Below are 22,577 nucleotides of genomic sequence, written 5' to 3' on the forward strand. Positions count from 1 at the left end.
ATCGCGGCCCCGGAGCCACAGGAGGCGAACGCGATGAGGACGAGCAGCGGACCCGCCCTCCCCACGGAGGAGGCCGTGCGGGAGCGGAGCGTGGCCGACGTGATGAGCACGGCTTTGCTCACCGTTGTCGGCGACGAGTCCCTTTTGATGGCCTGGGAGTTGATCCAGCGCACCGGATTCCACCACCTGCCCGTCGTGGACGAGGACGGCCGCTTCGTGGGGTTGTTGGAGCGCGGCGAACTCGCGGTGGCGTGTGCGCTTCCGGCGATCTCGCTCTCCGAACGGTACGTGAGCGAGCTCCTGCCCGGCAGCGTGCAACCGCAGGTGTCGATCTCCGCCGGGCTCGCCGAGGCGGCCGAGGTGATGACCGAGCACACGGTGGACGCGGTCGCCGTCACCGACGACAACGACACCCTGGTGGGTCTGGTGACCGCCCGCGACCTCGTCGCGGCCCTCGCCGGACGTACGTCACCGCACGGCCCCCGGGATCACGGCCCCGTGCTGTTCCGGTTGGAACCGGTGCTTCCCCCGTCGCGCCGCTCCTGATCGGCCCGCCCGGAGCACGACGTTCGCCGTTGTCCCGCAACCGAGACCACCAGGATCACCCGAAGGAGAATTCGACATGGAATCGCTCGACACCCGCTTCGACCGGGACACGACGGGCATGGCCTCCCGAGAGGGCGAAGCGCCCGCCGAGAAGGGCACGGAGAACCACCCGAAGCGTCGGATCGTGGTCGGTCTGGACGGCTCGTACGGGTCCGCGGTCGCCCTGCGGTGGGCCGCGCGGGAGGCGGCCGAGCTCGGCGTCGTCCTGGACGTGGTCGCGGCATGGACGGACGCGGACCCGGAGCTCCCGACCCTGGAGCGGCCGGACGCGCCGCTGTCCGTGGCCCGCGAGCGCTTGGAGCACGCGCTGGCCAACCTGGTGCGGGTGCCGATCCCGCCGGAGCGCATCGTGGCCACCCCGCTGCACGGCAGCGCCGGGGAGGTCCTGGTCGCCCGCGCACGCGACGCCCGGTTGCTCGTACTGGGCACCAGCGGCATCGAATGCCCCACGATTCCCGGGCCCACCGGGCTGTACTGCCTGCGCCACAGCGCCACCCCGGTGGTGTTCGTCCCCGCCCCGGACGCCTGATCCCACACGTCACCCGACTGCCCGAGCCTGCTCCAGGCTCGGGCAGTCGCCCGTTCACGCCATCCCCGAGGTCCGATGACCAGGACACTCCATTCACTCCGCCGTGGGCCGGGCAGGCATGGAGAGAAGATTCGAGGGCACGCATGATTTCTTCGGATGCACGCGACGGGGGATGCGGGGTGGGCCGTCATGGTTCGGGTCGTCGACGACGGGGACCGGCGGGTGCCGGTCGGGGTGGCCGTCATGGTCACCGCGATGTTCGAGGGCGGCGAGGAGATTGCCACCGCCCGCGCTCTGACCCGTGATTTCCTGACCGACTTGCAGGCCGTGCACGGCCTTCCCGTCTCGAACCGCGTCATGGGCGTGGTGCAACTCGTCGTCAGCGAACTGGTGACCAACGCCCGCAGACACGCCCCCGGCCCGTGCACGCTGACCCTGGAGGCATCGGACGGCACGATCGACGTCACGGTGTGGGACGGCGATCCCACGCTGCCGATCGCCCGCGCCGCCGACCCGGGCAGGGTCGGCCAACACGGACTCGAGATCGTCCTGGCCGTCGCCCGGGGCTTCACCGCCCGCCGCGAACCCGTCGGCAAACGCATCACCGCCACCATCGCCTTGGCCGACGACCCCGCGGGAGACCCCGCCGGCCGCCAACCGTGACGAACCACCGCCGGGACCACACCCGCCCCGGAACCGTCCGCGTCGCGCCTCGATCCTTCGGGTGCCCGTAGGCGACCCGGATCACAGCGACTCCAAGAAGTCGCGGACGACGTCGATGAACGCGACCGGGTCGGTCGCATGAACGGTGTGGCCGGTCGGGAGCTCAGCCAAGCGTGTTCCGGGGCGGCGTTGCGCCATCGCCTTGGCCTCTACGGATCCGAGGATGTCGCTTTGGGTGCCGTGGATGAGCAGGGCCGCACAATCGGTGGCCAGCCATTGGCTCCAATAGTCGCCGACCTGTTGGCGCCCGGAGCGGACCATGTCCTCCCGGTCGAACGCCAGGCCCCACCCGTCAGGGAACTCACGCACGGCACCCATGAGGTAGCGAGCCGAGTCACCGAGCCCTTCGATCAGACCGGATCGAGTCGGCGCCCGACGCGGCCAGGCAAGAGCGAACGAGAGGTCGTGATCCAGTTCGACCCCGATGTCCTCGATGATCAAGGCCTCAACGCGGTGCGGCTCGCGAGCGGCGAGTTGATAGGCATTGACCCCGCCCAGTGAATGGCCGAGCACGACGGTCCGGTCGACGCCGAGGTGGTCCAGCAACCTCACCGCATCGTCGACGTACCCTGCGCGGGAGTAGTCCGCCGTACGGTCCGAGAAACCGTGCCCTCGCTGATCCAGTGCGATCACCCGCCAGTCGGGCGTCAACTCCTCGGCCAGGCGGGTAAACGTGCGGCCTTCGTCGAAGTGGCCGTGCAGGGCGAGGAGGACACGCCCCGACCCGCCGAAGTCGAGGAACGACAAGCTCCTCCCGTCTACGTCCAGACAGGATCTCGACGGTTCGGCGGGGACCTCGCCCGATATCGGTGGTGTCATGGGGAACAGCATGCCTGGGGTCACCGACAGCGAAGCTCACGCCGGGAGGGATCCTGCGCGCCGAACCGCAACGCGTCGGAGCCACCGCCGAGACCTCCGCCCGCCTCTTCGACCTGCCCCGCCAGGACCCGGACTTCGTCTCCCTCGCCCACGGCATGGGCGTGCCCGCCACTCGCGCGGGGAACGCCCTCAAGCCCGTCCCGGAATCCGACCGGTCAGCTCGGCGGGCGGATCGACAGGGTGTGACGAAAGACGTCCCGGGGATCCCACTTGGCCTTGACGCGTTGCAGGCGTGGGTAGTTGGCCCCGTAATAGAGGGTGTACCAGGGGACGCCGGAGGTGTTCCGGGCCGGATCTGCCAGGTCCTTGTCGGGGTAGTTGATGTAGGTGCCGTCGCTGACCTCGCCGGGCACCGGGGCGCCGCCGGTGTCGGCGTAGACGTCGCGGTAGAAGGCGCGGACCCAGGCCAGATTGTCGGCGTCGTCGTCCTCACTCAGCCAGAGCGTCTGGTAGACCGCCTTCATGATCGCGCCGCGTTGGGCGATGGCGGTGGCGTCCGGGGCGACCGCGCCGACTCGGCCGCCGTAGCCGATGAGCAGCATGCCGCCGTGCTCGGTGCCGGTGTCGTCGGTCAGGTAGCGGTGGATGGTGTCGAGTTGGGTATCGGTGAGGGAACGGCGCAGATAGCCGGCTTTGAGCTTGTACCGACGGGTGAACACGTCGCCGGGTTCGCCCAGGCCGGGCCAGGTGGTGAGGTGCATCCAGGGCATGGTCAGTCCCCGGTTCACGATCGGTTCCACGTCGGTGTCGCCGCGGATCGCCGTCACGAAGTCGGCCACCATCGCGGCCGCGTTCGGGATGTCCGCGTCGATCTGCACGATCATCTCGAAGGACGCGGCCTTGCGGTGTCTGGGCAGCATGATCGCGTACAGGCCGGCGTACGGCGAGTCCGGTGCGCTCCAACGCTCGTGCCAGCGGCCGAAGTTGCGCAGAAGGGACGTGAACACGTGCGCGGTCATCCGGTCGTCCCATGCCCACACGACCAGGTATTCCAACATGTCGCGCGGCGCGGGCGGCAGCACGTGGGACGGATCGTGGCCCACGGCGTCCGGCGAGCGCAGCCAATACCGGGTGACCACACCGAAGTTGCCGCCGCCCGCCCCGGTGTGTGCCCACCACAGGTCGCGATGTGGGTCACCCTCCTCGCGGGTCGCGACCACCGCCCGCGCGGTGCCGTCCCGGCCGACCACAACCACTTCCACGCCGTACAGATGGTCCACCACCGAGCCGTAGCGGCGCGACAGCGGCCCGTATCCGCCGCCGACGAAGTGGCCACCGGCGCCCACCTCGGGGCATCCGCCGGCCGGGATGGTCACACCCCAACCCTTGGCCAGGGTCCGGTACACGTGTCCGAGCGTGGCCCCGGGCTGCACCGCGAACGCGCCGCGTCCGGCGTCGTATCCGACCGCGTCCATCGGTGACAGGTCGAGCAGCATCCGTACGGCCGGGTCCGCGGTGAAGTCCTCGAAGCAGTGGCCGCCGCTGCGAACCGCGATGCGCCGACCGGTGCGTACCGCGTCGGAGACGGCGCGCACCACCTGCTCGGTCGAGCCGAGCACCCGGATCTCGCCCGGACGACCCACGAACCGGAAGTTGTTGCCACGCACCAGCGCGCCGTAGCGAGCGTCGTTCGGCCGCACCGTCACGGGCCCGAACGCGGTGGCCTCCGGCGATGCGGCTGCCTGTGGCGGCGCCGGTGTCTCGGGCGGTGTCGGATCGGCGGGCGCGGCGGTGGCTTCGGGGCCGAGCGCGCCGGCCGGTCCGCCCGCGGCCAACACACCGGCGGCTCCGGCGGCGCCGGCGAGCAAGCCTCGACGATCGATCGAGTAGGGCTTCGGATCGGGTGGATTCATCACGATCTCCCTCTGTCCGGACCTGCGGCGCCGACCGAACTCCCGCCCGCCGGCGCCCCATACGGCGATCCTCCCGCACCCCGAGGGCCGGGGACACGCCGGATGACCGAGCCGACCGCTACAGCCTTCGTATCCGGCGTGGAACCGCCGGAAGTCCCCCGTGGTCCATCCGCCGACGGCCGTCATGCCCCGTGGGTCTCGCACCAGGCCGTCCGGCGGGCGTGGTCCGTATCGCGCAGGCGCGCGGCGAGGGCGACGAACTCCTTCCGGGCCTTGTCAGGGTCGCGGCCCTCGAGGAGGAAGCCGGCGTAGGAGTCGAGGTTCCAGCTCGAAGATCACCGGGTTGGTGATGCCCCACGGTCTGCCGACCGGTGGATCGCCGGCCAGGCGAGGCATCCGTGCCGGCGCGCCGGAGGCATGGAGCCGCTGTGTCAGGGCCGGCGGGTCTGCGATCACCTCGTCGTCGGCAGTGCGGTGCAGTTGCGCAACGGTCGGTGCGTCGTCGCGGAAGATCCGGAACAGCGCGTGCTCGACGCTGTCGTTGCGGTAGGCGTACTGGAACGACCCGAGGAGCCGGCACAACCGGGTCAGGCCCTTCTCCGGTCCGGGCCCGCCGAACCGGCCGATGATCGACACACGGTGATCGTACGTTCGCCGCCCGGCGTTCGGGACCCTCCGCTCGACCCGGTCGACGGTCGCTGCGGCCATACCGGCGCGGCGGCGCCCTCCCGGCGGCGCCGGTGGTCGGCTCGTGGTCACTCCGGTCGGGACGGCGCCGCGCGGTAGCGTCCCGGGGTGGTGTGGAACTCGCGGTTGAAGGCGTGGGAGAGCGCGTAGGGGGTGCCGTAGCCGACCTGGCGGGCGATGGTGGCCAGGGAGTCGGGGGTGTCGCGCAGGAGGGTTGCGGCGAGGGTGAGGCGCCACCAGGTGAGGTAGTTCATCGGGGGGCGGCCGACCAGGACGGCGAATCGCCTTGCCAGAGTGGGGCGCGACACGCCGACCTCGGCGGCGAGGCGGTCGTTGGTCCAGGGCGCCGCGGGATCGGAGTGCAGAGCCCTGAGTGCGGCGGCGGTCACCGGATCGCCCAGTACGGTCGGCCAGGTTCCCGTCGTGTCCTCACTCATCCACGCGCGGATCATGTAGACGAGGAGTAGGTCGAGCAGGCTGGGGACCGCGACGCAGGCCCCGGGCTGCCGTTCGCCCAGTTCCCGGCCCAGCAGGTCGATGGCGGACCGGAGCGCGGGATGGCCGCCCACCTGGTGCGGAAGGTGTACGACCTGGGGCAGTTCGGCCATGAGCGGATGCATCCGGGCGCGGTCGAGCCGGTACTTGCCGCACAACATGCGCACTTCGTCGGTCTCCGATGCCGGATGGTCGGGGGGACGTGTCGCCTGCCACTGCTCGAACGGGACGGCCCGTTCCCGCGCGGCGGCGTCCGGTTCGGCGTGGCGGTCGGCGATCGTGTGCCCCGCGCCGTGCGGCAGGAGTACCGCGTCGCCGGTGCCGAGCAGGAGCGAGGGGCCGGGGCCGTCGGGCGACAGGCGGCATCCGCCCTTGAGTACGACGTGGAAACCCGCGCCGTCGTACGGGGCGAGCCGGGTGCACCAGCTTCCGCTGATGCCGACGCGGGTGCAGGAGGGGCGCCCGATCCGTACGGCGCCTATCGCGTCGCTCACGACATCCATGGGGTCAGGGTATCCATGAGTCGAAGGAGTGAGACGTACGCGTATCCGAATGAGCTTTCGAGACATTGAGAGCTCCATCCATGCTTTCTAGGGTCGACGGCATGGACATCGAGAACGCACCGAGCATCGTGCTGGGAGACGTCGAGATCATCCGCCTCGTGGAGTGGCAGGGGCCGTACGTACCGGCCCGCACGCTGGTCCCCGACTCGCCGGAGGGATTGTGGAAGGAGAACCGCGACCGGCTCGCCCCGGACCACTGGGACCCGGACGACGACCAGGCGGTGGTCGCGTTGCAGACGTGGATCCTGCGCAGCGGCGGCCGAACCATCGTGGTGGACCCGGGGGTGGGTGACGATCGTGAGCGTCCGGGGTCGGTGTTCCACCACTGGCGCAGCGACTTCCCCGACCGGCTGACCCGGCTCACCGGAATCCGCCCCGAGGACGTGGACATCGTGGTCGACACCCACCTCCACGCCGACCACGTCGGCTGGAACACCACGGGCCCCGCGGGCGAGTGGGTACCGACGTTCCCCAACGCGCAATACCTGTTGCCCGCCGCCGACGACTTCCACTTCGGCCCGGCCAACGCGTACGGGGGCGGACTGCGCGTGGACGACCGGCTGATCTACGAGGACAGCATCGCTCCCCTCCACCGGGCCGGACAGGTCGTGTCGTGGGACGGCGCGCACCGCATCGACGCGGTTCTCACGCTGGAGTCGGCCCCGGGCCACACACCCGGCTCGTCCGTGCTGCGGGTCGACTCCGGGGGTGAACGGGCGGTCCTGGTCGGCGACTTGGTGCACAGCCCGGTACAGATCCTCGCCCCCGCGTGCAGCAGTTGCCTGTGCCTGGGCCCGGTACGGGCTGCGGCCAGTCGACGGCGCGTACTCGAACGGGCGGCCGACGAGCGGGAGTTGGTGATCCCCGCGCACTTCGGCGGAGCGGGAGCCGTGGAGGTCCGACGCACGGGGAGCGGCCTCACTCTCGGACCGTGGGCCGCCTACCGCACGCTGTGAGTGTGCGGGCGCTCCCTCGGTCCCGGCACTCTCCGGGATTCGCTCGGCGCGCACGAGTCGACGTCCTGCCGAAGTTTGGTGCTCCAGCCGTAGATCGCGCGATGTCGCCGGTCGGCGCTGTGATCATGCGGATGGATGGATATCGGATCGCCTGAGAGGGTGGCCAACTGGCAGGCTGCTTCCATGGATCACGCGGAAGTACTGCTCATGGGTGGGCGGGCCGGTGTCGGCAAGACAACGGTGGGGTGGGAGGTTTCGGCGATATTGCGCGCCGTGGCGGTCTCCCATGCGGTCATCGATGGTGACTTCATGGGACAGGTGCATCCGGCACCGGAGGGGGACCCGAACCGTTCGGAGATCACGGGGAGGAATCTGACGGCCGTATGGGAGAACTTCGCCCGGCTCGGCTACTGCCGTCTGATCTACACGAACACCGCGAGTGTGCTGCCTGAGACGACCGGCATGTTCGAGCGTGCCATGGGGGCGGGGGTGCGTATCACGCGAGTCTTGCTCACCGCTTCCGACGTCACCGCCGGCGAGCGGCTGGTCGGCCGGGAACTCGGCTCGGAGCTGGAGCAGGAGTTGGAAGGCGGTGTCCGTATGGCACGGCTTCTGGACCAGCGGGCCTGCGCGGGGACCGTGCGGGTGGTGACGGACGGACGGCCTGTCGTGGACATCGCGCGCGAGGTCGCGACCGCCACCGGCTGGACCGGGAAGCACACCACTCGTTGTTGATGATCACGCTTGTGGGGTCATCCGGGAGCGGATGAGGCCACCGTCGATCCAGCCCGGGCGACCGCACCGATGCCTGGGCGGAGGGCGCACGCCGGCAGCTCGCCATCCTGTCCACCGCGACCTCAGGTGCCGTCGGCGCCGAAGCCCGCGACGGCCAGCCGGAAGGCGCGGTCGGCCCGCATCGCCGGGTCGGCGTGACTCTCGGTGGCCAGGGCGATTCCGACGATCAGTACGAGCAGATCGTCGATGGTGATGTCCGCCCGGACGGTCCGGTCGTCGATGGCCTTGCGCAGCAGCACGGCTCCGGCCGCACCGATGGCCGGCCCGCAGGAGTCCGGGGTGGCCTCCTTCCCGAGGGGCTCGTAGGAGAGGACGTCTGCCAGACCGCGTGCGGCGAGCGAGTAGGCAAGCAGCTCGCGCAGCCATTCCACCAGCGCGGAGCGGCTGTCGTGCTCGCCGCTGAGCGTATGGGCGCGATCACACAGGTCGTGGACGCGCTGTTCGAAGACGGCTTCGAGCAGGGCCTTGCGGGTGGGGAAGTGGCGCCGCACGGTGGCTGATCCGACTCCCGCGATCCGGGCGATCCGCTCCAGGGACGCCTGGGCCCCCTGGGCCGCCACCTCGGCCTCGGCCACGGCGAGGATGTGCGTGCGGTTACGGCGGGCGTCCGAACGCTGGCCGGTCATGGTCTCCCCAACATTGATAAACGGCGGACCCCACCGTATCGTAGAACACGAAACGGCGGGCCCCGCCGTTTATGCCGCGTGGCCGCCGAGGAGAAGACGTGCACATGACCAATGCCGCGATACCCGTTCTCGTCACCGGCGCCACCGGCCGTCAAGGCGGTGCCGTCGCCCGCGTCCTGCTCGCGCGGGGAACACCGGTGCGCGCCCTGGTGCGCGATCCGAATACGCCGCGAGCACGAGCCGTCGAAGAACTCGGCGCCCACCTGTTCGTGGGCGATCTCACCGAACCGGCGACCCTTGAGGCGGCCGTGGACGGTGTGCGGGCCGTCTTCTCCGTGCAGATGCCCGCGTACACCGAGCAGGGGTTCGACTTCGCCGGCGAGGTCCGCCAGGCGGACAACCTCATGACGACTGCGCGGGCCGCCGGTGTGGAACAGTTCGTCCAGTCCTCCACCAGCGGCGTGGGACAGCACGTCGAGGCCCCGGGCTGGGCCGAAGGACGGTGGGCGGCGCTGGAAGCCCCGCTCGGTACGAAGGCCGCGATCCAGGACCGGCTGCGCGAACTCGACTTCACGTATTGGACGTTGCTCAAACCGTCGTTCTTCATGGAGAACTTCGAGCCGTCCATGCGGTTCTACTTCCCCCGCGGCCTCGAGGGAGGACTGGTCACCGTCGTCAAACCGAGCACGCACCTGGCACTCGTGGCAGCCAAGGACGTGGGCCGAGCGGCGGCGGCTGCCATGTCCGCCCCCGCCGAGTTTCATCGAGTGGAACTGGAGCTCGCCGGCGACTACCTGACCATGGCCGAAATCGCCGAGATCCTCTCCCGCGCCGTCGGAGTCCCGCTGAGTGCCCCGGACATGACCGAGGAACAGGCCCGTGCGGCGGGCATGGGAGACATGGGTGCCACGCACGAGTTCATCCAGGTGGTCGGCCAGCCGGCCCGGCCGCAGTTCGCTCGTGCGCTGGGCATCGAGCCGACCGGCTTCGAAGAGTGGGCGCACGAGCATCTGCGAACCGCCGCCTGAGCGGGAGCACGATCCATCGCAGTGTGATCACCGGAGTGCGGCCGGGCCGGGGACGGCGTCGGTGTGGCACTCGCCGGCCGAGCCGCCGAGTCGGTACCAGGGCGACCACCGTCGGGGGCACACGACTTGATCCGGCAGCGGCCCCGTTTCTTTCCGATCGCGAAGCCGTGATTGGATGACGAGGGTGACGGCAAGCATCGATGACATCGAGAAGGCGGCGGCCGTGCTGCGCGCCGGCGGCCTGGTGGCCCTGCCCACCGAAACCGTCTACGGACTGGGCGCCGACGCCGAGGACCCCGCCGCCGTCGCGCGCATCTTCCAGGTCAAGGGACGTCCGCCCTCGCATCCGCTCATCGTCCACATCGGCGGGGCGGAGCACCTGGACGACTGGGTGCGGGACGTGCCCGCGACGGCGCGCCTGCTGGCCGAACACTTCTGGCCGGGGCCGCTCACGCTGGTTCTGCGGCGCGGCGGCCGGGTGCCCCTCGAAGCAACCGGTGGCCTGGAGACGGTCGCCGTGCGCGTGCCCGACCATCCCGTGGCGCTCGCGCTGCTGGCGACGTTCGGCGGGGGTGTGACGGCGCCGTCCGCCAACCGGTTCGGCCGGGTCAGTCCCACCACGGCGGACGACGTGCGTGCCGAGTTCGGGGAGGCCGTCGACTTCGTCCTGGACGGCGGTCCCTGCGAGGTCGGTGTCGAGTCCACCATCGTCGACGTCACGGGGGACGTCCCGAGCATCCTGCGGCCCGGCGGGGTGACGCGCGAGGACCTCGAAGCGGTGCTGGGGTTCCCGCTCGCGGTCCCGTCGACCAGCCCCATTCCAGTACCGGGCCGGCATCCGTCCCACTACGCGCCGCAGGCGCGCGTCGTCCTCGTCGAGCCCGAGAAGATCGTCACCGAAGCGGAACTCGCTCGGGATCTGGGACACCGGGTGGGCGTCTTCCTGCCGGCATCCCTCACCGGCACGCAGGTGAAGGCCCACGCCGTGGTGGCGGTGCCTGCTTCGACGGCCGCCTACGCGCGCGGGCTGTACGGGTTCCTGCGCCAACTCGACCGACAGGGATGCGACCTCATCATCGCGTCCCTGCCGGAGGAGGAGGGACTGGGACTGGCGATCGCCAACCGGCTCCGCCGTGCCGCAGGACCCCGACCCACCCCGTAACCGCTGATCGCGATGGGTCTGGGTGCGCTGCGGCATCCGCGTCACGCGGCGATGGCCGGAGTGTTCACGCCTCGTCGAGTCCGCGGGAGGCGACGAGGCGGGCGCTGCCGTCGGCCAGCCGGTAGGACAGGCCCACCACGGCGACGCGCCCTGCGGCCACTCGCTCGGCCAGGACGTGGGAGCGTTCCAGCAGGAGGTCGACGGTGTGCTCGATGTGCTCGGCCAGGATCTCGTCGGCGCTCTCGCGTCCGGCGGCGCGGGCCGCGAGCACGCTCGGGGTCACCCGTTCGACGACGTCGCGCAGGAAGCCACCCGGCGTCCGCCCGTCCTCCAAGGCGGAGTTGGCCGCGGCGATGGCTCCACACGAGTCGTGGCCCAGGACGACGACCAGCGGCGCGTCGAGGACGCTCACGCCGAACTCGACGGAGCCGAGCACCTCCGCGCCGACGACATGCCCGGCGGTGCGCACCACGAACAAATCGCCCAGCCCTCGATCGAAGATGATCTCGGCGGCCAGTCGGGAGTCGGAACACCCGAACAGCACGGCGAAGGGCTGCTGGGAGGGAGCGGTCTCGGCGCGGCGGGCGGCGTCCTGGTTCGGATGCTCGGGAGAGCCCGAGACGAAGCGTTGATTTCCGGCCAACAGCAGGTCGAAGGCTTCGCGGGGGGTCTGTAGGTCGGTCATGGCCGCAGCCTATGTGTATGGACCAGTGAGGTTGATGAGGCGGTCGGTGGGTGGGCGACCTTCGAGGTCCGCGGACACCGACGCCCGGTGTCAACGTGCGCGTCGGTCGACATTCGTCACGACGACGGACCAATCCGCGCGTCGATCCGCTCCGAAGATCCCGCGAAGGAGACCGAGGCGACCGCGCCGCGGTCCCGACGCGAGGGGCGATCGCATCGATGTTCGACACCGTCTCCACCTCCGTGGGCCATCCACCCGCACGCTCCGGCGCGCGCATGGGCCGGGTGGCGGTGGTGGGTTCAGGGGTGGCCGGCCTCACCGCCGCGTACGAGTTGTCCCGGGCGGGCATCGACGTCGAACTGTTCGAGGCCGACGGGCGCCTGGGCGGCCACGCGCACACCCGCACCGTCGTGGAGCCCGACGGCCGGGTATCGGCGCTCGACACCGGCTTCCTGGTGCACAACGAGCGGACCTACCCGCACCTGGTGCGACTGTTCGCGGAACTGGGAGTGCGCACCCGGGACAGCGACATGAGCATGTCCGTGCGCTGCGACGGGTGCGGCCTCGAATACGCGGGCGCCCGCGGCCTGCTCGGGCTGCTCGGCCGGCCCGATGTCGTGCTGCGTGGCAGATATCTGCGGCTTCTCGCCGAAGTACCACGCTTCCACCGGGCCGCCCGCCGCCTGCTCGCCGACCCTGCGGCGGGTGATCCCACCCTCCGCGAGTTCCTCGCGTCCGAGCGGTTCTCGACCTACTTCGTGCACCACTTCATCACCCCGGTGGTCGCGGCCGTGTGGTCCTGCGCCCCCGATGTGGCCGGCGACTACCCCGCGCGCTACCTCTTCGTCTTTCTCGCCAACCACGGCATGCTCGGCGTGAGCGGTTCACCGACCTGGCGCACGGTCGTCGGAGGCTCCCGAACCTACGTCGACAAGATCGCCGAGCGCCTCACCACCGTGCACCGCTCTGCCCCGGTCCGGGCGGTACGCCGCCACAGTGACGGCGTCACCGTGATCACCGACGACGGACGCGGCACCCCGGCCGACGCCGTCGTCGTCGCCACCCACGCCGACCAGGCTCTACGGCTCCTCGCGGACCCCACCGCGGGCGAGCGCGAGATCCTCGGCGCCTTCACCTACTCGCGCAACCCCACGGTGCTGCACCGCGATTCCACCGTCCTGCCCCGCGCGCGATCGGCCCGCGGCTCCTGGAACTACCGCATGCCGCACTGCTCCGCCCCCTCCGATCGGGTGCGGGTCAGCTACCACCTCAACCGGCTGTCGAGCCTGGAAGGCGTCGGAGACTACCTGGTCACCCTCAACGAGGACCCGCGGCACCCGATCCCCGAACACCTGGTGCTCTCTCGCACCGTGTACGAGCATCCCGTCTACACCGCACGCACCGTCGCCGCCCAGCGCCGCCTGCCCGAACTGGCCGGCGGGCGTACCGCGTTCGCCGGCGCGTACCACGGCTGGGGATTCCACGAGGACGGCTGCCGCTCCGGCATCGAGGCGGCCGGATCCCTGCTGGGAGTGAGCGCACCGTGAACATCCCGCCCGGCCCCTGGGGCGCCGTCCTCTACGACACCCGCATCACCCACGTGCGCACCACACCTCACCGAAACGCCTTCCACCACCGCGGATACCTGTGGCTGATCGACCCGGACCGACCTCCGGTCGTGCCCCGACCGCTGCGGCCCCTGGCGCGATTTCGGCCGAGCGACCACATCCAGGACGCCACCCGCCCGGAACTGACGATCCGTCAGGACCTGGCGCGCTACCTGGCCGAGCGAGGCGTGCGGCTCGGCACCGGCCGGGTGCTGATGCTCACCCAGGCGCGTTCCCTCGGATACGTCTTCAACCCGCTGACCGTGTACTGGTGCCGCGACGACCAGGGCCGTCCGCTGTGCACCGTCGCCGAGGTGCACAACACCCACGGTGGCCGGCACCGCTACCTCCTGCGCCCGGATCCCGCGGGTCGGGCCCGAACCGCCAAGGAGTTTCCCGTCTCGCCGTTCTTCCCCGTCGACGGGCACTACCGGTTGGTCCTGCCCGAGCCGGGCGCACACCTGGACCTGGCCGTCCACTTCGAGCACGCGGGCGTTCGGGCCTTCACCGCCACCGTCCACGGCACCGGTCGACCCGCGAGCCCCATCGCCCTGCTGCGTGCCGCGCTCACCCACCCTTTCGCCACCTGGGCCGTGAGCCTGCACATCCGCTACCGGGGCGTGCGTCTGTGGCTGCGCGGCCTTCCCGTCCATCCCCGACCCGGCTCCGATCCATCGGCCGTGAACCCCACGCCCCCCGAAGAGGTGCCCGACCCGTGACCACCCAGGCCTCGCCGACGCCTGTCGTCCACCCCGACCGTTGGCCCGACGTCGCCCGCGTACCGCACGCTCCGCTGCGCGCGGCCGTCGTCGAACGCCTCCTGGACCGCGTCGCCGCCCGCCGCGCCCTGCGCGTCGAAGGCCCCGACGGCCGCGTCCTGCGCCCGGCCCCGCCCGGTGCACCGGTTCTGCGTCTGCACCGTCCGCGCGCGTTCGCGCACCGCGTCGGCGAGAGCGGCCTGATCGGCTTCGGCGAGGCCTACCAGGCCGGCGACTGGGCCAGTCCCGACCTCGTCGCCCTCCTCACCGCGCTCGCCACCGACCCGCAGACCCTCGTACCGGGATTCGCGCAGCGGCTGAGGCGACTGCACGTTCGACGGCCGCCGCGCGAGGACCTGCCCACCGCCGCGAACGCCAGACGCAACATCCACCGCCACTACGACCTCTCCAACGAGCTGTTCGCCCTGTTCCTCGACCCGACGCTGACCTACTCCTCGGCGCTCTTCCCGACCGGGCCCGACGGCAGGCCGATGGCCGGCTTCGCGGGATTGCCGGCCGCGCAACACCGCAAGATCGACCGGTTGCTCGACCTCGCGCGCGTCGGCCGCGACACCCGGGTGCTGGAGATCGGCACCGGCTGGGGCGAACTCGCGATGCGCGCCGCGGCCCGCGGCGCCCGGGTGGTCAGCCTGACCCTCTCCGAAGAACAACTCGCCCTGGCCCGGCGACGGATCGCCGACGCCGGACAACAACACCGGGCCGAGGTCCGGCTCTGCGACTACCGCGAGGCCGAAGGCACCTACGACGCCGTGGTCAGCGTCGAGATGATCGAGGCCGTCGGCCGGCCGTTCTGGCCCGACTACTTCACCGCCCTCGACCGTCGACTGGCACCCGGCGGCCGGGTGGCCCTCCAGGCGATCACCATGCCGCATCAGCGCATGCTCGCCGCCGCGGATACCCAGACGTGGATCCTCAAGTACATCTTCCCGGGGGGCCTCATCCCGTCCGTGCGGGCGATCGTCGAGAGCGCCGCCCAGCACACCCGGCTGCGCGTGGTGAGCGTTCAGGCGTACGGCCCGCACTACGCCGAGACCCTGCGGTTGTGGCGCGAGCGCTTCGCCGCACACGCGCGCGACGTCGCCGCCCTCGGCTTCGACGAGGTCTTCCGCCGCACGTGGGAGCTGTACCTCGCCTACTCGGAGGCCGGATTCCGCAGCGGCTACCTGGACGTCCACCAACTCGTACTGACCCGCGAGGAATCGACGCCATGAACCCGGCGACGGTGCTCGGCGATGTGCCGACGCCTCGACCGGGCGAATCGTCCACGCCGTCCGGGCATCGAGTTCTCGCCACCCGTCGATATGAGGAGCCACCGTGAACGAGGCCGCCTTCTCCGCCAACCTCGTCATCACCGCCGCGGTCACCCTGGGCGTATTCCTCGCCGCGTTCGTCGTCGGTGCGCGCACCGGGCGACACCGCGGCGTGGATGTCGCCTGGGGGTTGGCGTTCGTCGCAGTGGCGGCCACCGGGTACGTCCTGTCCGCCGGGCACGGGGACCCGACGCGTCGAGGACTGGCCACCGTGTTGGTCGTGCTGTGGGGAAGTCGATTGTCCGCGCACATCGGGTGGCGGGCCAGGGGCGCACCGGAGGACCGCCGCTACGCCCGCATGCTCTCGCGGGCACCCGAGGGCCCGGCCCGTACCCGGTACGCGCTGCGGATGGTCTACCTGCTCCAGGCGAGCATCGTGTGGTTCGTTTCGCTGCCCGTCCAGGCGACGCAGTACGTTTCGTCCGCGCCCGGCGCGCTCGCCTGGGCGGGTGCGGCCCTGTGGGCGGTCGGCCTGTTCTTCGAGGGGGTGGGAGACCGGCAGCTCGCGCGGTTCAAGTCCGACCCGGCCAACCGGGATCGCGTCATGGACCGCGGCCTGTGGCGCTATACGCGCCATCCGAATTATTTCGGCGACGCGTGTGTGTGGTGGGGTCTGTTCCTGCTCGTCGCCGACACGGCCGTCGGTTGGGCTTTCGTCCTCAGTCCGCTGTTGATGACCTATCTGCTCGCTTTCGGCAGCGGGAAGCCGATGCTTGAGCGGCAAATGGCCGCCGAGCGACCCGGTTGGATCGAGTACGCCGACCGCACCAGCGGCTTCCTGCCGCTGCCGCCCCGTCGCGCTCCGGCCACCACGACACCCCGGAAGCCGCGGCGGTGATCCTCGACGGCCCGCTCCCACCGCATGCGCTCCGGCCGGTGGGCGGGCCCGGGCGGCGGTTGGTCCCGGGTGCCTTCGGGGCGGCTCGCCCCATGGCCTAGGCTTCGTTGTCGTATGACAATGGATGCTTTGAGGGGAGCACGTTCGTGGCTGAACAGGGCGACATCGGGGTTCGCCTCAGGGTTTTGGACCTGTTGATGTCGAACGAGACCGCGCTGACGGAGCGCTGGTCGGCGAAGGTGGCCGGGAGCCTGCGCGGACGTGTGTCCGGGGCCGAGGTCACCGGCGAGTTGCGGGAGCTGTTCTCGGCGCTGCTCGCCGGGCTCCAGGCCGGGACCCGGGACGACGAGTTGGAGGCTTCCGGGAGCGAGTCGTTCGGCGAGCTGCGAGCCCTGTTGTCGGAATTGTCCCGCAATCGGGCCCGGCAGGGCTTCACGCCGTCCGAGACCGCCATCGGCGTGTTCGGGCTGAAGGAAGTGGTCTTCGACCTCGTCGCGAACGAGCAGCCGTCGCTGGCGAACTACCAGACCGCGGAAAGGCTCGCGCGGCTGCTGGACGCGTTCGGCCTGTTCACGTTCGAGACGTACTCCAGGGCACGCGAGGAGGTCATCTCCGACCAGACGGAACAACTGCTGGAGTTGTCCACCCCGGTGGTGAAGCTGTGGGACGGAGTCGTGGCGGTGCCGTTGGTGGGCACCCTCGATTCGGCGCGCACCCAGGTGGTGATGGAGAAGCTGCTCCAGGCCCTGGTGGACACGGGCTCGGAACAGGCGATCATCGACATCACCGGCGTCCCGGCCGTCGACACCCAGGTCGCCCAGCACCTGTTGAAGACCGTCGTGGCCGCGCGCCTGATGGGCGCCGAGTGCACCATCTCCGGGATCAGCCCGCAGATCGCGCAGACCATCGTCGCACTGGGCATCGAGTTCGGGGACATCGCCACGAAGGCCTCGCTCGCCGACGCGCTGTCCCACGCCCTGCGCCGCAGCGGGGTGGAGGCGCCTCGTTCCTCGCCTGCCCGGAGGTCGTGATGGAACGTGTGCCGATCCTGAAGATCGGTGACGTCCTGTTGGTGTCGATCCAGGTCGACCTCCAGGACGAGAGCGTGCTCGCGTTGCAGGAGGACCTGTCCGAACGCATCGTGCGAACGGGTGCGCACGGCGTCGCCATCGACATCTCCGCCGTCGAGATCGTCGATTCCTTCATCGGCCGCATGTTCGCCACGATCGCGGCCGTCTCGCGCATGCTCGACGCGGAGACCGTGGTGGTGGGCATGCGGCCCGCGGTGGCGATCACGCTGGTGGAACTGGGGCTGTCGATGGGTGGGGTGCACACGGCGCTCGACCTGGAGAAGGGACTGGCATTGTTGGCACGTCGGCGGGCGAACCTGTTCGGCGACGCCTCGATCGACGTGTCCGGCGGATGACCACGCCGAGCGCCGGCCCCACGGACGGGGATGCCGAGGCCCAGATCCAACCGATCAGCGGCAATGACGACGTGGTGCGCACCCGTCAGGCGGTGCGGGAGTCGGCGCAGCGCATCGGCCTGTCCCTGGTCGATCAGACCAAACTGGTCACGGCGGCCAGCGAACTCGCCCGCAACACACTCATCCACGGCGGCGGGGGCACGGCCTACCTGTGGGTCGTGGAAAAGGGTCGGCGGCGCGGGGTGCGGGTGCGGTTCGTCGACGAGGGCCCGGGCATCCCGGACCTCGACCAGGCCCTGACGGACGGCTGGACCAGTGGCGACGGCATGGGTCTGGGACTGAGCGGGGCACGTCGACTCGTCGACGACTTCGACATCGACACCGAGGTCGGGGGCGGCACGCGCGTGCAGATCGTGAAGTGGTCGCGATGACCACCGGTACGAACGGACCCGCGGACCGCGAGAAAAGCAGGTCGCCAAGGCCCGCACGAGCGACGGACGTGTCCTGGTTTCGCCACGGCGATCCGAGCATGCCGGCCGCGGTGCGGCGCGCCGCGGCCGCGCTCGCGCATCGTCTGGGCTTCGACGCCGTGCGTTCCGAGGAGATCGGGATCGTGGTTTTGGAGGCCGCCACGAACCTGCACCGGCATGCGGACGACGGCGCGGTGCTGCTGCGGTCGGTGTATTCGGGCGCGCGCGTCGCGATCGAGGTGGTGGCCGTCGACAGTGGCCCCGGGATCTCCGACGTCGCGTGGGCGAGCACGGACGGCAACTCGAGCCGCGGCACTCTCGGTATCGGCCTGGGCGGCATCCTGCGCATGGCGGACGACGCCGACCTGTTCTCGCTCCCCGGTCGTGGAGTCACGTTGGCCCTGCGCTTTCGGAGCCGGACGGCGGATGACGCGGCATGGGACGAGGTGGCCGGACTGACCCGGCCGATCAGCGGCGAGACGGTGTGTGGCGACGCGTACGCCGTGCGTGTCGACGAGGGAACGACCACCGTCATGTTGTGCGACGGCCTGGGGCACGGCGCGATGGCCGCACGCGCCTCCGACGCCGCGGTGCAGGCTTTCGAGGCCGCTCCCCCAGGAGGGCCCGACGCCTACGCCGATCACCTGCATCGGGCGATGAGCGGCACCCGCGGCGGCGCGCTCTCCATCGCACAACTCGACGCGGCCGGCGGCGTCGTACGCTTTTGCGGCATCGGCAACGTCTCCGGCACGATCCTGAGTGACGGGCCCCGCCGGGGCATGGTCTCCCTGCCCGGCATCGCCGGCCAGCACGCGCGCACCCGGCGCGTGTTCGAGTACGACCTGCCCGACGGAGCGATGGTCGTGCTGCACTCCGACGGACTGACCGAACGCGGACGCGCCGCCGACGCTCCCGGTCTGACGTCGCACACACCGCTCGTGGTCGCGGCGACGCTGCTGCGCGACGCGGGCACTCGCGCCGACGACGCGTGTGTCGTGGCGGTCAGGGCGCCCCGAAGGACCGGTTGATCGTGGACGACCGACACTCGCGATGGCAGGCCACGATCACGCCCCTGACCAGGTGCCCCCTGCGCGACGCACATGACGTCTTCGTCGTGCGGCAACTCGCGCGCAACGTTGCCGAGGCCGTCGGTCTCGGCCGCCAGGACCGCGTGCGGGTGGCCACCGCCCTGAGTGAGATCGGCCGGGAAATCATCGACGTCGTCGGCCCGGCCGTCGTCGAGTTCGGCGTCGAACTCGACGGTGTCGGACCCTCTCTCGTGGTGGAGATCGCCTGGGATACACCGGGGCCGGAAGGCGCGGGCGTCATGCCGCCCACGGTCGGCGCCGCGGAACGCCTGGTGGAAGACGTCGAGCGGCTCGAGGGCCGCATCGTGGTCCGCAAACGGCTGGTGGATTTCCGACCCGGCGACGTGGAACCGGCCAGAGCGGCCGTGGCCGCCTCGAGTCCGCGCAGCGCGCTGGAAGAACTCCGCTCCCAGAATCAGGAACTGCTCAGCGCGCTCGACGACCTCCAGGCCCGCCAAGACGACCTGCTGCGCCTCAATGAAGAACTCCAGGAAACCAATCAGGGTGTCCTGGCGTTGTACGCGGAACTGTCCCAGGAACTCGCGGACACCAACACCGGCGTGGTCGCGCTCTACGCCGAACTGGAGGAGAAGACCCGGCAGTTGCACGTGATCGCCGAGACCCGCACCCGGTTCTGGGCCAATGTCAGCCACGAACTGCGCACGCCGGTCAACTCCGTCATCGGCCTCGCCCGGCTGCTCCTGGATCCCGCCGCCGACCCGCTCACCGAGGAGCAGCACCGCCAGACGACTCTGATCGAGTCGTCCGGCGCCACGCTGTCGACCCTGGTCAACGAACTCCTCGACATCGCCAAGGCCGAGTCGGGACGCATGGAACCGCACCTGGTCCCGGTCGATCTCGTCGAACTGCTCACCCACATACACGGCGTGATGCACCCGGTTGCGGCCCCCGACGTCACGTTCCGTCTGGACGTCGGCGATCCACCGCCCACGGTGGTCACCGACGAGGTCGTCCTCACCCGGGTCCTGCGCAATCTGCTGTCCAACGCGCTGAAGTTCACCGAACACGGCGAGGTCGTGCTGATCGCGGGCCACGATCCGCTCGCCCAGCAGCTGGTGCTGACCGTCCGCGACACCGGCATCGGCATCACGGCCGAGCATCTCGCGCAGGTCTTCGAGGAGTTCTACCAGATTCCCGGACCCTTGCAGGCGCGGTCGGCCGGCACCGGCCTCGGGTTGCCCTACGCCCGTAGCCTCACCCGCCTGCTCGGAGGCACGCTCACCCTGGAGAGCACCCCGGACGTCGGAACCACCGCCACCGTCCGGCTTCCCCTGCCCACCGCGACCTCCGCGCCCTCGGGGGAGCACACGCCGCGGGTCGACCACGCACTCGTGATCGACGACGATCCCGCCTTCCGGGAGGTGTTTCGCGCGCTTGCTCGGCCGCTCGTCACCCGACTGGTCGAGGCGGGCGACGGAACCCTCGGTCTCGCCCTTGCCGCCGAGGACCCGCCCGACGTGATCTTCCTCGACCTCCACATGCCCGATCCCGACGGATTCGAGGTCATGCGACGGCTCGCGGCGCACCCCACACTCTCGCGCGTACCGGTCGTGGTGGTGACCTCGCTCGCGCGATCGATGCTGCTCGAACGATTCGCGGCGGTGTACAGCCTCCCCAAAACCGGCCTGACCACCGACGACATCGCCCACGCCCTCGAGGTGTCGCGAACCGACCACGCCGACGGAGGCACCCCGTGATGCGACCCCCCGCGATCGCCGCGGATCACCGTGCCGCGCCCCAGGCCGCCGCCACCGTCTTGGTCGTCGACGACACCGAGACCAAGCGCTACATCCTCGGCAGCTGGCTCCGGCGGGCCGGGCACCGCGTGGTCGAGGCCGCGACCGGCGCGGAGGCATTGGACCTGGCCTTCGCCGCCGCCGACGAGGGCGACGCGCTGGACGCGGCCATCGTCGACGTACGCCTGCCGGACGCCAGCGGCTTCGAGGTGTGCGAACGCCTGAAGTCCGACGCCCGTACCGCCTCCGTGCCGGTGGTCCACGTCTCCGCGTCCGCCATCACGGTGGGTGAGCGCGCCCAGGGTCTGTACCGGGGCGCGGACGCCTACCTCGTCGACCCCATCGATCCCGACGTACTGCTGGCCACCCTCGAGTCCGCGCTGCGCTACTCGCGTGCGCGCCGTCGTGCCGAGCACACCGCGGCGGTGTTGTCCGAACTCGCCCGCGCGACCATGCTCGTGAACGCCGCCTCCACCCTCGAGGAACTCGGCGACGCCATCGTGACGGGCGCCTCCCTGATCAGCCGAGGGCCGGCGGCCTCCTATGTCCAGGGCGAGGGCGGCATCACCCGCCGCACCCTGATCAGCGAATTCGGCCTCGATCCCCAACAGGGAACCGTTCCACCGACGCTGTTCGACGCTCTCTCGCGTCTCACGAATCTCCACGAGGGCACGGGCTCGAAATCCGTCGTGATCAGTGCCGAGAACTGGCTGCGGACGCTCCCGGACAGCCTCGCGCAAGGCAACGTCCGTCTGGCGATATGCCGGACCAAGGCCAGCCGTCCGCCCACCGCCCTCGCCGTTCCCGCGACCGCCGCCCGCGACCCCGAGGAGGAGCGGGCGCTGCGCGAACTCGCGCGCACCGGAGCCCTCGCCGTCGAGGCGTTCCGCTCCCACGCCCAGGAGCACGCGCTCGCCCTGTCGCTGCAACGCACCTTTCTGCCGTCCCGGTTGCCCTCGTCCGACTCGGTGGACATCGTGGTGCGCTACCGTCCCGCGTCCGACGAGACCGAGATCGGCGGCGACTTCTACGAGGCCGTCCCGATCGGCGACCGCCTGCTCGTCGCCATCGGCGACGTCGCCGGACACTCCCTGCACGCGGCGACCATCATGGGCGAACTACGCCACGGGCTGAGGGCCTACGCGAGCGAGGGGCACGAACCGCACACGATCCTCGAACGCCTCAACGCGATGTTGATGCGCTACCACCCGTACGAGACCGCGACGGTGTGCGTGTTGATGCTCGACCCCCGCACCGGGACGATCGACATCGCCAACGCCGGCCACCTGCCCCCGCTGATCGTGACCGCGGACGGTGATACGCACTACCTCACGGTCGCCGGCGCACTGCTCGGACTGGAAGTGCCCAGACCCGAGACCGTACGCCACGAACTGCCCGCGAAGGCGACCATCCTCCTGTACACCGACGGCCTCGTCGAGGAACGCACCAGCGACTTGGACGCGGGCATGGCGCGCCTGCGCACCGAGACACTCGGGGACGAGTCCTTTCGCACCGACCTGAACGCCCTCGCCGACCATCTCCTGTCCGCCCTCGAAGGAGACGAACGCGACGACATCGCCCTTCTCCTGCTGCGCAGGACCGGGTAGCCGTCCCGCAGGCGGCGGTCGGCGGCCCCGCACACCCGGTTTCATCCTTTCGGGCGACCAGCCGTAACTCCCCTCCGGTCCCGAGTCGTTGCATGATCGCGGTATCCG

Annotated in this window: 23 protein-coding genes; 17 read left to right on the top strand and 6 right to left on the bottom strand. The window is 70.7% G+C overall.

The window, feature by feature from the left end; all coding sequences use genetic code 11:
* Nucleotides 1-33: 33 nt before the first annotated feature.
* From ACFRCG_RS10255 to ACFRCG_RS10265, 3 genes are all read left to right on the top strand, one after another.
* The gene (locus ACFRCG_RS10255) at nt 34-546 is read left to right on the top strand and encodes an HPP family protein (RefSeq protein WP_380030360.1); all 513 of its coding nucleotides are present in this window, start codon (nt 34-36) and stop codon (nt 544-546) included.
* A 76-nt stretch (nt 547-622) separates the two neighbouring features.
* The gene (locus tag ACFRCG_RS10260; protein WP_380030361.1) at nt 623-1,135 is read left to right on the top strand and encodes a universal stress protein; all 513 of its coding nucleotides are present in this window, start codon (nt 623-625) and stop codon (nt 1,133-1,135) included.
* Between the two features lie 243 nt (nt 1,136-1,378).
* On the top strand, nt 1,379-1,798 hold the full coding sequence (locus tag ACFRCG_RS10265) for an ATP-binding protein (protein ID WP_380030470.1): 420 nt from the start codon (nt 1,379-1,381) through the stop codon (nt 1,796-1,798).
* Between the two features lie 81 nt (nt 1,799-1,879).
* Here the strand turns inward: ACFRCG_RS10265 and ACFRCG_RS10270 are convergent, their stop codons facing one another.
* The 4 genes from ACFRCG_RS10270 to ACFRCG_RS10285 form a co-directional block, all read right to left on the bottom strand.
* Nucleotides 1,880-2,605, bottom strand: a complete 726-nt coding sequence (locus ACFRCG_RS10270) for an alpha/beta fold hydrolase (protein ID WP_380030362.1) — start codon at nt 2,603-2,605, stop codon at nt 1,880-1,882.
* A gap of 287 nt (nt 2,606-2,892) precedes the next feature.
* Nucleotides 2,893-4,590 (bottom strand): FAD-binding oxidoreductase, encoded by a 1,698-nt coding sequence (locus ACFRCG_RS10275; protein WP_380030363.1) that lies wholly within the window; start codon nt 4,588-4,590, stop codon nt 2,893-2,895.
* Between the two features lie 276 nt (nt 4,591-4,866).
* On the bottom strand, nt 4,867-5,226 hold the full coding sequence (locus ACFRCG_RS10280) for a hypothetical protein (protein ID WP_380030364.1): 360 nt from the start codon (nt 5,224-5,226) through the stop codon (nt 4,867-4,869).
* Between the two features lie 119 nt (nt 5,227-5,345).
* On the bottom strand, nt 5,346-6,275 hold the full coding sequence (locus ACFRCG_RS10285; protein ID WP_380030365.1) for an AraC family transcriptional regulator: 930 nt from the start codon (nt 6,273-6,275) through the stop codon (nt 5,346-5,348).
* Nucleotides 6,276-6,376: 101 nt separating this feature from the next.
* Here ACFRCG_RS10285 and ACFRCG_RS10290 point away from each other — a divergent pair, with 101 nt between their 5' ends.
* Both ACFRCG_RS10290 and ACFRCG_RS10295 read left to right on the top strand, forming a co-directional pair.
* Nucleotides 6,377-7,291 (top strand): MBL fold metallo-hydrolase, encoded by a 915-nt coding sequence (locus tag ACFRCG_RS10290; protein ID WP_380030366.1) that lies wholly within the window; start codon nt 6,377-6,379, stop codon nt 7,289-7,291.
* A gap of 183 nt (nt 7,292-7,474) precedes the next feature.
* Nucleotides 7,475-8,026 carry a hypothetical protein gene (locus ACFRCG_RS10295; RefSeq protein ID WP_380030471.1) on the top strand — a complete coding sequence of 184 codons (552 nt, stop codon included), beginning with the start codon at nt 7,475-7,477 and terminating at the stop codon, nt 8,024-8,026.
* A gap of 122 nt (nt 8,027-8,148) precedes the next feature.
* On the opposite strand, the gene ACFRCG_RS10300 is transcribed toward ACFRCG_RS10295, so the two are convergent.
* A complete protein-coding gene (locus ACFRCG_RS10300; protein WP_380030367.1) occupies nt 8,149-8,712 on the bottom strand; it encodes a TetR/AcrR family transcriptional regulator in 564 nt (187 codons plus the stop codon).
* Between the two features lie 104 nt (nt 8,713-8,816).
* Between ACFRCG_RS10300 and ACFRCG_RS10305 the strand changes: the two genes are divergently transcribed.
* Both ACFRCG_RS10305 and ACFRCG_RS10310 read left to right on the top strand, forming a co-directional pair.
* A complete protein-coding gene (locus tag ACFRCG_RS10305) occupies nt 8,817-9,740 on the top strand; it encodes an NmrA family NAD(P)-binding protein (RefSeq protein WP_380030472.1) in 924 nt (307 codons plus the stop codon).
* Between the two features lie 175 nt (nt 9,741-9,915).
* Nucleotides 9,916-10,902 (top strand): L-threonylcarbamoyladenylate synthase, encoded by a 987-nt coding sequence (locus ACFRCG_RS10310; protein ID WP_380030368.1) that lies wholly within the window; start codon nt 9,916-9,918, stop codon nt 10,900-10,902.
* A 64-nt stretch (nt 10,903-10,966) separates the two neighbouring features.
* Here ACFRCG_RS10310 and ACFRCG_RS10315 read toward each other — a convergent pair whose 3' ends face one another.
* Nucleotides 10,967-11,587 (bottom strand): carbonic anhydrase, encoded by a 621-nt coding sequence (locus ACFRCG_RS10315; protein WP_380030369.1) that lies wholly within the window; start codon nt 11,585-11,587, stop codon nt 10,967-10,969.
* Nucleotides 11,588-11,862: 275 nt separating this feature from the next.
* Here ACFRCG_RS10315 and ACFRCG_RS10320 point away from each other — a divergent pair, with 275 nt between their 5' ends.
* The 10 genes from ACFRCG_RS10320 (at nt 11,863) to ACFRCG_RS10365 (ending at nt 22,469) form a co-directional block, all read left to right on the top strand.
* On the top strand, nt 11,863-13,134 hold the full coding sequence (locus ACFRCG_RS10320; protein WP_380030473.1) for an NAD(P)/FAD-dependent oxidoreductase: 1,272 nt from the start codon (nt 11,863-11,865) through the stop codon (nt 13,132-13,134).
* The gene (locus tag ACFRCG_RS10325; protein ID WP_380030371.1) at nt 13,131-13,913 is read left to right on the top strand and encodes a DUF1365 domain-containing protein; all 783 of its coding nucleotides are present in this window, start codon (nt 13,131-13,133) and stop codon (nt 13,911-13,913) included. Before ACFRCG_RS10320 ends, ACFRCG_RS10325 begins: the two co-directional genes overlap by 4 nt.
* A complete protein-coding gene (locus ACFRCG_RS10330) occupies nt 13,910-15,184 on the top strand; it encodes a class I SAM-dependent methyltransferase (RefSeq protein ID WP_380030373.1) in 1,275 nt (424 codons plus the stop codon). The genes ACFRCG_RS10325 and ACFRCG_RS10330 overlap by 4 nt, the downstream gene beginning before the upstream one ends.
* A gap of 103 nt (nt 15,185-15,287) precedes the next feature.
* A complete protein-coding gene (locus ACFRCG_RS10335; protein ID WP_380030374.1) occupies nt 15,288-16,121 on the top strand; it encodes a DUF1295 domain-containing protein in 834 nt (277 codons plus the stop codon).
* Between the two features lie 197 nt (nt 16,122-16,318).
* Nucleotides 16,319-17,152: an STAS domain-containing protein gene (locus tag ACFRCG_RS10340; RefSeq protein ID WP_380030474.1), complete on the top strand. Its 834-nt coding sequence runs from the start codon at nt 16,319-16,321 to the stop codon at nt 17,150-17,152.
* Entirely contained in the window at nt 17,149-17,547 is a 399-nt protein-coding gene (locus ACFRCG_RS10345; protein WP_078980827.1) for an STAS domain-containing protein, read from the top strand. Before ACFRCG_RS10340 ends, ACFRCG_RS10345 begins: the two co-directional genes overlap by 4 nt.
* Nucleotides 17,544-17,978 carry an anti-sigma regulatory factor gene (locus tag ACFRCG_RS10350; RefSeq protein ID WP_380030376.1) on the top strand — a complete coding sequence of 145 codons (435 nt, stop codon included), beginning with the start codon at nt 17,544-17,546 and terminating at the stop codon, nt 17,976-17,978. The genes ACFRCG_RS10345 and ACFRCG_RS10350 overlap by 4 nt, the downstream gene beginning before the upstream one ends.
* Before the next feature lie 68 nt (nt 17,979-18,046).
* A complete protein-coding gene (locus ACFRCG_RS10355; RefSeq protein ID WP_380030378.1) occupies nt 18,047-19,045 on the top strand; it encodes an ATP-binding protein in 999 nt (332 codons plus the stop codon).
* A gap of 2 nt (nt 19,046-19,047) precedes the next feature.
* Nucleotides 19,048-20,823, top strand: a complete 1,776-nt coding sequence (locus ACFRCG_RS10360; protein ID WP_380030380.1) for an ATP-binding protein — start codon at nt 19,048-19,050, stop codon at nt 20,821-20,823.
* Entirely contained in the window at nt 20,823-22,469 is a 1,647-nt protein-coding gene (locus ACFRCG_RS10365) for a SpoIIE family protein phosphatase (RefSeq protein ID WP_380030475.1), read from the top strand. The genes ACFRCG_RS10360 and ACFRCG_RS10365 overlap by 1 nt, the downstream gene beginning before the upstream one ends.
* Nucleotides 22,470-22,577 lie beyond the last annotated feature (108 nt).

Origin of the sequence: Embleya sp. NPDC056575, assembly GCF_042793325.1 — a bacterium.
In the GTDB taxonomy this organism is placed as follows: domain Bacteria; phylum Actinomycetota; class Actinomycetes; order Streptomycetales; family Streptomycetaceae; genus Embleya.